Source organism: Pedobacter sp., assembly GCF_040513095.1.
Classification (GTDB): Bacteria; Bacteroidota; Bacteroidia; order Sphingobacteriales; family Sphingobacteriaceae; genus Pedobacter.
This window is the reverse complement of the sequence record NZ_JBEVDX010000177.1, coordinates 1-10,214: the sequence shown is the minus strand read 5'-3', so window position 1 is coordinate 10,214 and position 10,214 is coordinate 1. Positions and strand designations below refer to the sequence as shown.

9 protein-coding genes are annotated in these 10,214 nt (G+C 44.3%); 4 read left to right on the top strand and 5 right to left on the bottom strand.

The genetic code is table 11. The annotated features are described in order from the left end of the window. A partial coding sequence (locus tag ABWY16_RS19620) for an aminotransferase class I/II-fold pyridoxal phosphate-dependent enzyme (RefSeq protein WP_353906365.1) occupies positions 1-664 on the bottom strand: 664 nt, incomplete at its 3' end. 2 nt (positions 665-666) lie between these two features. After that, on the bottom strand, positions 667-1,293 hold the full coding sequence (locus tag ABWY16_RS19615) for a hypothetical protein (RefSeq protein WP_353906364.1): 627 nt from the start codon (positions 1,291-1,293) through the stop codon (positions 667-669). A gap of 65 nt (positions 1,294-1,358) precedes the next feature. Here ABWY16_RS19615 and ABWY16_RS19610 point away from each other — a divergent pair, with 65 nt between their 5' ends. Continuing rightward, on the top strand, positions 1,359-2,894 hold the full coding sequence (locus ABWY16_RS19610; RefSeq protein WP_353906363.1) for an aminotransferase-like domain-containing protein: 1,536 nt from the start codon (positions 1,359-1,361) through the stop codon (positions 2,892-2,894). A 113-nt stretch (positions 2,895-3,007) separates the two neighbouring features. On the opposite strand, the gene ABWY16_RS19605 is transcribed toward ABWY16_RS19610, so the two are convergent. From ABWY16_RS19605 to ABWY16_RS19595, 3 genes are all read right to left on the bottom strand, one after another. Further along, a complete protein-coding gene (locus ABWY16_RS19605; RefSeq protein ID WP_353906362.1) occupies positions 3,008-5,392 on the bottom strand; it encodes a mechanosensitive ion channel family protein in 2,385 nt (794 codons plus the stop codon). A 140-nt stretch (positions 5,393-5,532) separates the two neighbouring features. Next, positions 5,533-6,654, bottom strand: coding sequence for a hypothetical protein (locus tag ABWY16_RS19600; protein ID WP_353906361.1), 1,122 nt, complete (start codon positions 6,652-6,654; stop codon positions 5,533-5,535). A gap of 135 nt (positions 6,655-6,789) precedes the next feature. Next, positions 6,790-7,212: a secondary thiamine-phosphate synthase enzyme YjbQ gene (locus tag ABWY16_RS19595; RefSeq protein WP_353906360.1), complete on the bottom strand. Its 423-nt coding sequence runs from the start codon at positions 7,210-7,212 to the stop codon at positions 6,790-6,792. 55 nt (positions 7,213-7,267) lie between these two features. On the opposite strand from ABWY16_RS19595, the gene kynU reads away from it, so the two are divergent. The 3 genes from kynU to ABWY16_RS19580 all read left to right on the top strand — a co-directional run. Beyond that, entirely contained in the window at positions 7,268-8,557 is a 1,290-nt protein-coding gene (gene kynU / locus ABWY16_RS19590) for a kynureninase (RefSeq protein ID WP_353906359.1), read from the top strand. Beyond that, on the top strand, positions 8,554-9,414 hold the full coding sequence (locus tag ABWY16_RS19585) for a bestrophin family protein (protein ID WP_353906358.1): 861 nt from the start codon (positions 8,554-8,556) through the stop codon (positions 9,412-9,414). Before kynU ends, ABWY16_RS19585 begins: the two co-directional genes overlap by 4 nt. Position 9,415: 1 nt before the next feature. Beyond that, a partial coding sequence (locus ABWY16_RS19580; protein WP_353906357.1) for a histone deacetylase family protein occupies positions 9,416-10,214 on the top strand: 799 nt, incomplete at its 3' end.

Sequence of the window (10,214 nt, the reverse complement as noted above, 5' to 3'; positions counted from 1 at the left end):
AGGTAACTACCCTGGCAAAAACTGAGTGATGCAGATGAAGAAGGTCGACGAGCCCGGTACCCAACACACCTAAGGCATGGGCTTCGTCAACTATCAAATGAGCATTCAAATCCCGGCACAGCATTGCTATGTGGATGAGATCAGCCAGATCTCCGTCCATAGAATATACGCTTTCAACAGCTACATAACACTGTCCCGTACTCAATCGGATTTTCTTCTCCAGGTCTTCAAGGTCATTGTGTTTGAATTTTAATCGCTTTGCCAGGCTCAGTCTCGCGCCGTCAATAACTGAAGCATGAATCAGTTCATCGCAGATAATGGTATCATTTTTTTGCGGAACGCAGGAAAACAAAGCCAGGTTAGCTGTATAACCGGAATTGAAGATCAATCCATTCGCTGCTTTGTGTATGACTGCGATCTCCTTTTCCAGCTCTTCCGCAAATTCGGTATTGCCGCTCAACAGCCTTGAGCCGGTAGCTCCCAGCGGGGTTAGCGGATGTTTTTCCAGTTCTTCGCTGATCGTTTTCTTTAATTCTTCCGATCGTGCAAATCCTAAATAATCATTTGAGCTAAAGTCGTATAAAGTATTTTCATACTGCAAGTTACGTAATGTTCCCTCCGCAGATCTGAGATTAAGTTTTTCAGCGAGCATATTCTTCAGCATGTTTACGAAAACTGATGTTCTTTCCTTATCGCGACTGCCAGAGCATCAATCCAGCCCTGGTAGAGATTCTTCTCTATGGAGATGATATTGCTGGCATGAAATTCCCAATCAGGCGAAAAAATTTTCAGCTGTGCGGTCATTTCTTCAAGGTGTCCCTGTTCTTCAAGAATGATGGAGCGTACACTGACTTTGCTGCCGCTATTATTGAGTATTTCCTGGTAAACGGGATAAATCAGGTCTGCACGTACTTCAATAGCATAAGTAACGAGGAGGTAAGCTGCAAATTTTAGCTTTGCACCCTTCAGTCTCAGGTGATCCATTAAATACCGGCTCGTAGACATGTCCAGTTTATTGAGGTAATATTTGCTGCTGTAAGGCGCAAGCAGGTAGTCCGGCTCATAAGTGGGGCAATCAGTACTGCTTAGCTTTCCAATCTGCTTTTTAAGGTAAAAAGCGTGACGATGTTCTTCTGCTGCATGCTTAAGCACCATATAGGTGGAAGTCTCGGGAAGTTCATTTGCAGAGATTTTCCTTGCACCAATGTTCTCCTGCAAAGACAGTGTATTGAGAAAGCGTGCATGTATGTGATCATCGCTAACGATGTTTTTGATCAGTTCTTTTAGTTCCATACTGTAGATTGTTTCTTCAAAAGTATTATCTTGCCGGATAGTTTAACGGTACCAGTTTTTAGTTTATGAGTAGTCCGGTTAGAATTCCTTTTAAAAGTGTAATCCGTATTGACAAATCGCTCGACCGGGCCGTCTATCTGCAGATTGCCCATCAAATGATCAATGCTATCCAGCGTGGAGTGCTGCTGGATGGAATACAGCTCCCCGGCACAAGAAGCCTGGCGGATGACCTGGAGGTGCACCGCAAGACTGTTATTGCGGCTTATGATGAGCTGGATGCGCAGGGCTGGACTGAGATCAGGCCCAATAAGGGAACATTTGTGCGTAACAGGGTTGCTCAGCCTGCGATATCTTTGAACGGGTATCGGGGAAAGGAAAGTGAAGCCGCGGAGCCGGAACGCCACCAGGACCATGAGAAATTCCTGAACAGCTATCCCTCAAAAACCGGTTACGGATTTAAACAGAGTATCCTTCTGGACGTCCTGCCTGTTACCAACAGTTCTGGACTGGAATTTAACGACGGCTTACCTGACATCAGGCTGTTGCCGCTCGAAAGATTATCCAAAGTATATGGGGGGATTTTGAAAAGCAAAACGAATTACAGGCATTTTGGTTACTCGCACGTTGAAGGGAACGAGTTCTTTCGTGAGACTTTAGCATCTTACCTGAACAATACAAGGGGGCTGCACATCAATAAAAACAACATTCTGACTACCCGGGGAATTCATATGAGCATCTACATGGCATCCAGTATGCTGATCGGAGTGGGTGATCTTGTGATCGTTGGTGATCTGAGTTATTACCTGGCAAATATGTGCTTTCAGCAATGCGGCGGAAAGATTATTTCCGTACCTGTGGACGAGGATGGGATCTCAGTTGAAGCTATACGTGAACTTTGTAAAACTAAAAAGATCAGGATGTTATATCTTACGCCTCACCATCATTATCCCACCACAGTGACACTCAGTGCTGAACGGAGGGTGGAGTTGCTGCAGCTGGCATCTACGTTCGGTTTTATTATTCTGGAAGACGATTATGACTATGATTTCCATTATAACGGCAATTCTGTGCTGCCACTGGCCAGTGCAGATACCAGTGGTATGGTGGTTTATATCGGTTCCTTTTGTAAATCTTTAGCTCCGGGTTTCCGATCGGGCTATCTGATCGCTCCGGAAAACCTGATTACTGAAATGGCAAAGTTCCGCAGGCTGGTAGACCGTCAGGGGGATATGCTCATGGAACAGGCGCTGGCAGAATTGCTGGAAGAAAGGGAGATCCAGCGTCATTTGAAAAAAGCACTGAAGATTTATCAGGAGCGCCGGGATCACTTTACCGGGTTATTGCATGACCAGCTGGGCGAGGAGCTCAATTTTGTTTCTCCGCCGGGAGGCCTGTCGGTCTGGACGCACTGGAACCCGCGGCTAAACCTGATGCGGATCAGCAAAAACTGTCTGAAGAGAAATCTGCATCTGCCGCAGGAATTGCTTTATCAGAACGAGAGCTTTACCGCTATGCGCCTCGGCTTTGGAAACCTTAGCACTGCAGAACTGGAAGAGGCGGTTCACATACTCGGATCAGCTGTTAAAGAGAGCTGGATTTGAGATGGAATTTGATAATACAAATAGTTATCATTTGATAGTATTCAAATCTTAACTATCTGTATTTCAGTTTGTGTGTGATGTTTATGTTTTAATATAGTTTACTATCAAATTAATTAAAGGATCTCAATTCCCTTTTCCTCCAGCTGATCGTAAATTACTGCATTCACCGTGCTTCTTGTGCTTTCAGATACTGAAATATCTTTACACCAAAAGTAGATGTTTACATTGCTGCTGGTTTTGGAGGCCGGACTCATGATGATCCTTGCTTCTTTATTTTGCAGGATATTCTCATTTGATGCGATAGCAGATTTAATCAGCTCTTCCACTTCTTCCCTTACAAAGGGTTTGGCGAGTTTGAAAGAAATGGTAATTCTCATCTGATTATTGCTGAGCGTCCAGTTGATGATATTGTTGGATAAGATATTCCCGTTCGGGATGATAATCTCTGCACCTTCATCTGTCAGCAGCGTACTTGCACGGATGCCGATTTCTTTTACCCTTCCTTTTTTATCACTGAGCTCTACTACATCGCCTATGCGCAATGTTTTATCAAAGATGAGGATGATACCTGAAACGAAATTGCTGACGATGTTCTGGAGCCCCAGACCGATACCAACACCTAATGCACCCAATACTACGGTGATCTTGTCGATAGGTAAACCTGAGGCGGCTACTGCGAGCAGAAAACCACCAATAAGCAGTACCAGCCGTGTAACGATGAGTTTTGAACGTTCCCCTTTGTTGTCATCCAGTGAATCATCACCGGTATCACCAAAGAAATAGGCAATGTATTTCTGCAGGAAGTTCGCTGTCCAGATGATCAGGAGGAACAAAACGATACCACCAAGAGTAAAGGCTAGTGTTCCTATAGTTCTTTTTTCGGTAAGTACTGTTAATATGGTGGTATATAATTCGTTAAATATGTTGAGGTTTACCAGGAAAAGGGTTAGCCAGATCAGGAAAGCAATGATATTGAGCAGTCCGCGGATACTTTTCACTACCGGCTCCCAGTCGAAATGCTCAGGGTAATGTTTCCGTATCCTGCTGCTTTTAATCTGCAACAGAAAAGCTTCAGTAATCATTCCCGCAAGTATGATCAATGATACTGCATGCAGGAAAGCACTTACTGCCGTGGTATAGAATATCTGTGTAAGGGTAAATCGACCGAATAAATTACAGAGGATTGCCAGAAAGTTGAAGGCGATAAAAATAATGCCTACAGGTAAAAAGATCCTGTACTTACCTGTTTGGGTCCGCAGTTTTAAATACGTCAGTAAGCCAAAGGCCATGGATGCCATGCTGAACACAAGAAGGTTCCACCTCTGGTAACGTGGAGGGATACCCAGTAACCTTAGGATAACCGGTGCAATAAGCAGGACCACAAAGATACACCACTGATAAAATATACGGCGGGGCAGTCTTTTATAGAGCAGTGTGGTAAGGCTGAGTGCCAGAAGGATATGTATGGCTTCAATATACAGGGCAGGCGCCAGCAGGTCGAAGACGGGAGCAAGGGTTAAAATAAATATTATAGAGATCTGGTAGGGTTTTGGCCGGATGAACAGAAAATTAAATGATTCTACAGCATCCAGCTTTTTACGGTTGATCAGGCTTTTGAAATTGAAGAAGACCCAGAAGAAGAAAACCGCACCAAGAAAGATCAGCAGGGCGCGACTGCTCCGGGTGTATACGAAGTAATATCTTGAAATCTGCTGTTCGCTTTTAATAAAGCGCTTGAAACCCATACTGCGGTTTGCAGATTGATTGACTGTCTCCCAAAGGTAGCGCCTCTCTTTGCCGAATGCTTTAATTCCAACCGCCTTTAGCTGACTATCTGTGGTATACTGAAGTTCTTTAACATTGATGATGTTGGCAGATGTTCTGGCCTGCAGCGAGTTGATCAGATTTGTGTTTGATTTAATGAGGCTATCCATCATTAACTTTTTGTTCCGCAGTTCAATCAGCTGAGGTTTAAAGATCCTCTTTAAAGAGTCTACAGTGAAGATTTTAAGGAGTACAGTGTCTTTTCTGAGACTGAGAATATTGGTTTTGAGGCCGTTTAGTTTTTTCTCATACCCATTCAGGTCTTCCAGGCATTCAAGATTGCTGCCTTCCAGTTCATCAAGCAGTGTCTGGTACATCTGGACGTTTTGCAGATTGAGTGTTCTGTCCGGCTGCGTAAGGCGCTCCTTGATCAATGCAATGGCGTCTTCATCCTGTTTCAAATAACCTGATATCGCCGTAGTCTTATAAAAAGAGGCGGTAGTTACCTTCACTTTGTTGATCGCTTCAAATACCTTTTGCAAACGGGCAAGGTAATCGCCCCTGGTAAGTAAAGTTGAATCTGAAAGATAGGACACATCTGCCGCTTTATCCCTGGGGTTTAGTTTTGCTCTTGTACGCTGGGCATACACCGGGGAGCTGCTGAAATAAAAACTGATGAACAGGAAGAGGAAAACAATGCGGGATATGCCGGGAAGCGAACTTTTGATCTTCATTTAAAAACTTTAGGTAGGTTGCTGTTACAAATGTAACAAAAGCCATACAATATAGCTCACACATTTGTGATGAAGTCAAAGTGATTTTTGGGAGGGAAAAAAGAGTAGTTATCTCAGGACAACTACTCTTTCAAAAGGTACTAAATTGCTTTCTCGTAGATCCTGTGGGTTTTATACGGATCACCTTTAATGGCTTTAATGGCATTGTTTACAGGGTGATTATGTTCCAGTGTCCAGCCGGCCTCTGCATAATCGTAATCCTTTTCCTTATAAGTTTTGATGATCTTGGCATATAAAACAGCTTCAATACCCATGTGGCGGTATCCTTCAATTACCCCAAGCATAAAAATTCTGATTCCCCTGATCTTTTTAAGCCCAAACAGCAGTTTAAAGATGCCCGTAGGAAGAAGGCGTCCTCTGGGGATTTTCTTTTGGATCTGGTTTACATCAGGAAGGGCAATAGATATCCCTACAAATTTACCGTCTTTTTCGGCTACGTAAACGAAATCCGGATCAGCAATCATTTTAAGGTCTTTGGCGATGAAATCAAATTCCTCATCAGTAGGAGGCACAAAACCCATGTTTTTGTCCCAGGCACTATTGTAAACCTGTTTAAACTTCTCCGCTTCTTCCTTGAATTTCTTCATGTTCAGCTTGCGTATGGTTATCCCGCGGGTATTGATCCTTTCCTCCAGTTTATCAGAAATTCTTACTGAACGATCATCGTATGAAGTTTTGTCCCATCTCCAGGAGATCAGGTCAACCTGTTTTTTAAGACCTGTGTTTTCCAGGAGCTGCTGGTAGTATGGTGCATTGTACGGCGTAAGAATTACCGGCGGATAGTCAAAACCCTTTACCAGAAGTCCTGCAGTGTCATTGGTAGTCAGGTTTACCGGTCCGACAAAGTTATTAATAGTACTGTCTTTCTGTTTGAGCCATTTCTCTGCGGCTTCAAGAAGCAGTTGAGCGCTTTCCGCATCGTTGATCACATCAAAGAAACCAAAAAATCCGTCTTTGACGTGATTGAACTCGTTGTGGCGGTTATTCAGGATAGCGGCAATACGGCCGGTAACCTTGTCTCCTTCATACAATAGAAAGCATTGCAGTGAGGAATGTTTATGGAAAGGATGCGTGGTGAGAAGATCCCGCTGGCCGATGAAAATTTCAGCAACGTACATCGGATCATTTTTGTACAGATCATGTGGGAAATCAATGAACGTCGTTAATTGTTTTTTTGATTTAACCTCGACTATTGTCTTCATATATGTTTTGAGCAAGATTGATGAGCCTTAAGACCGGCTTTTAAATATAGCTTCAAATATATTCAAATCAGCGATATCTTGTATAGTTTATCCCTCGAATTGGGGACCTTTAAATTTCGGGACGACATCAGGCATTTATTCGCCCCAGGCAGTAAGCATCAGGTTTCTGGAGCCGCCATAATTGCGGTGTTCGCAAAGATAGATGCCCTGCCACATACCCAGGGCAAGCATGCCGTTGCGGATAGGGATCATCAGCGAAGTATCCAGAAGGGATGCTTTGATGTGTGCGGGCATATCATCAGAACCTTCATCGTCATGGAGGTAATCAGGATCATTTTCCGGAACAGCCTTGTTAAAGAACATCTCAAAGTCCTGCCTCACCGTGGGATCTGCATTCTCATTGATGCTCAGCGAAGCGGAAGTATGCTGAATAAACACCTGGCATATTCCTGTTTTGATTTCACGGATCTCTGGAAAAGCGTGTACAATTTCTGCAGTAATAAGGTGAAAGCCTCTTCGTTTTTCATGCAGGCGTATCTGTTGCTGGAACATCTTCATTGTGCTAAATTAGGAAATAACAGTTATTCTGATCATTTTTTTATATTTGAAATCTATGAAGTTTCAAAATACGCTCTCTTTTGCGAGGGATATGGATGCGATGGATCATTTGCAGCCGCTACGCGAAGAATTCCTGTTCCCGCAACAAAATGGTAAGCCCTTCATTTACCTTTGCGGCAATTCCCTGGGTTTACAGCCCAAATCGGCCAGGGAAGTATTAAACAAGCAGCTTGAAAACTGGCAGAACCTCGCAGTTGAAGGCTGGTTTGAAGGAGAAACGCCCTGGCTGTACTACCACAAGGCACTTAAAAAGCTGATGGCTCCAATTGTGGGTGCAAAGGCTGAGGAAGTTTGCCCAATGAATACGCTCACTGTAAATCTGCATTTATTGCTGGTCAGTTTTTACCGCCCTGACCAGAAAAAATATAAAATAATCATGGAAGCCGGCGCTTTTCCGTCCGACCAGTATGCGCTGGAAAGTCAGGTACGTTTTCAGGGTTTTGATCCTGCTGAGGCCATTGTAGAAATTGCACCCAGAGCAGGAGAGTATACGCTCAGAACGGAAGACATTATAAAAGTTATAGCAGATAATGCTGATCAGCTTGCATTGGTGCTCTTTGGAGGCATCAATTATTTTACCGGCCAGTGGTTCGATATGGAGGCGATCACTAAAGCAGGTCATAAAGCAGGTGCTTTTGTTGGTTTCGATCTTGCGCATGCGGCCGGAAATGTACCCCTGAAATTGCACGACTGGCAGGTTGATTTTGCCTGCTGGTGTACCTATAAATACCAGAACAGCGGTCCCGGTGGGATCGGGGCCATCTTTGTTCATGAAAATCATTTTGCAGATCAGGGTATGAACCGCTTTGCGGGATGGTGGGGTTACCAGGAATCTATCCGTTTTAAGATGGAGAAGGGTTTCATCCCGGAAGCGGGCGCAGATGGCTGGCAGATCAGTACTGCACAGATTATCCCAATGGCTTTGTATCAGGCTTCGCTGCAAATCTTTGAAAAAGCAGGCTTTATGGGGCCTCTCCGTGAGAAGAGCCTGGCCCTGACGGCATACCTCAGGTTCGTGATTACTGAAGTGAACACTGCTTTGGGACATGCACAGTTTCAGATTATTACCCCTGAGAACGATGGGGAGCATGGGGCACAGCTTTCTATAGTAGCCAAAGGCGATGCCAGGGCCATATTTAATGCGCTGGTTGCAAACAATGTATTGGGTGATTGGCGCGAACCCAATGTGATTCGTTTCGGCCCTGCACCATTATACAATTCTTTTGGGGATATTTACCATAGCGGTGAGCTGCTGCTGCAGCTCTGCAAAGAAAAAGCAATATGATCAACTACAACCCCAAAGCCTGGTTTACTTTTATCTTCCATATCCATAAAGCCGATACCTTCAGAAAATTATGGCCGCTGATGCTAAGTGTAGGTGTCTTCTCTGGTATAGTCGCTTTTCTGGAACTCCACTTTTTCAAGCTTTCTGAAAGTAATTCTGTGAGTAATATCAATATGATGCACAGTATACTTGGTTTTGTGATTTCCCTGCTGCTGGTTTTCCGTACCAATACTTCGTACGACAGATGGTGTGAAGGAAGGCGATTGCTGGGAGAGCTGACCAATGTGAGCCGTAACCTGGCTATCAAAATCAAATCTCTCAAACTTGATAAGGAAGAGCGGGAATTCTTTAACTACGGTATCCCCAAGTATGCTTTTGCGCTAAAGGAACACCTCAGGGAAAAGCAGTACTTTGGTAAAAACAGTTTCCTGATAGAGGTGGATGGCGGCAAGCACATACCCAACCAGATCGCCGGAAGCCTTTCTGCCAGGATCTATGACCTTGCAGCTGCAGGTAAACTCTCGGGCGAACAGCTGATTATTCTCAGTGCCGATTTGAGCCGTTTTACGGATATCTGCGGTGGTTGCGAAAGGATAAAAAAAACACCAATCCCATTTTCATACAGTGCCTTCATTAAGAAATTCCTGTTTCTCTATGTGATTACCCTTCCCTTTGGATGGGTCTTTAGCCTGGGTTTTTTTGTTGTCCCAATTGTACCCTTTATCCTCTATGTGCTAGCAAGTTTAGAACTTATAGCTGAAGAAATAGAGGATCCGTTTGGTCACGATGCAAACGATCTTCCGGTAGATGATATCTGTAACAATATTGAAAAACATATAGGGGAAATCCTGGCTTAAGATGGTTAAGATTGCCTACCACGAGTTGTATGCGCATCCGTTGCCCGAGGGGCACCGTTTCCCGATGCTGAAGTATGAACTTATACCCGCGCAGCTGCTGCATGAAGGAGTAATTACACAGGATAACCTGTTTGCCCCGGAGCTGCTGCCCGAAGAAGAGGTGCTGCGTTCACATGACCCTGCCTATTGGCAGCAACTCAAGAATTTTACGCTGCCGGCAAGGGAACAGCGCAGGATTGGTTTTCCGCTGAACGCACAATTGCTGGAAAGAGAACTCAGGATTGCGCAGGGGACAATTGACGGGGCAATGCATGCAAAGCAGCATAGGATTGCATTTAATGTGGCCGGTGGTACGCATCATGCGGGGTCCGACTGGGGAGAAGGTTTCTGTATTCTGAACGATCAGGCAATCGCAGCCAATTATTTGATAGCTAAGAAAATATACAATCGAATATTAATTATTGATTTAGATGTTCATCAGGGCAACGGTACTGCCGAAATCCTGCAGAACGAGCCACGGATCTTTACTTTTTCGATGCATGGTGAGAAGAACTTTCCATTTAGAAAAGAGGTTTCTGACCTGGATATCGGACTTGATGAAGGTGTCGGGGATGACGTTTATCTTTCCATTCTTGCCGAAACTCTACCACAGTTATATGAACTTCATGAACCTGAATTTGTATTTTATCTGTCAGGCGTAGATGTATTGTCTACCGATAAGCTGGGTAAACTTGCTTTAACAAAAGCTGGCTGCAGGGAACGGGACAGGATGGTGTTCCAGTTTTGTAAAGACCATCATC

What these genes read in the sequence shown, in the direction of transcription:
- ABWY16_RS19600 (WP_353906361.1), bottom strand. Translation starts at nt 6,654, where the DNA reads ATGAAGACAATAGTCGAGGTTAAATCAAAAAAACAATTAACGACGTTC.
- ABWY16_RS19605 (WP_353906362.1), bottom strand. Translation starts at nt 5,392, where the DNA reads ATGAAGATCAAAAGTTCGCTTCCCGGCATATCCCGCATTGTTTTCCTC.
- kynU (WP_353906359.1), top strand. Translation starts at nt 7,268, where the DNA reads ATGAAGTTTCAAAATACGCTCTCTTTTGCGAGGGATATGGATGCGATG.
- ABWY16_RS19595 (WP_353906360.1), bottom strand. Translation starts at nt 7,212, where the DNA reads ATGAAGATGTTCCAGCAACAGATACGCCTGCATGAAAAACGAAGAGGC.
- ABWY16_RS19585 (WP_353906358.1), top strand. Translation starts at nt 8,554, where the DNA reads ATGATCAACTACAACCCCAAAGCCTGGTTTACTTTTATCTTCCATATC.
- ABWY16_RS19615 (WP_353906364.1), bottom strand. Translation starts at nt 1,293, where the DNA reads ATGGAACTAAAAGAACTGATCAAAAACATCGTTAGCGATGATCACATA.
- ABWY16_RS19610 (WP_353906363.1), top strand. Translation starts at nt 1,359, where the DNA reads ATGAGTAGTCCGGTTAGAATTCCTTTTAAAAGTGTAATCCGTATTGAC.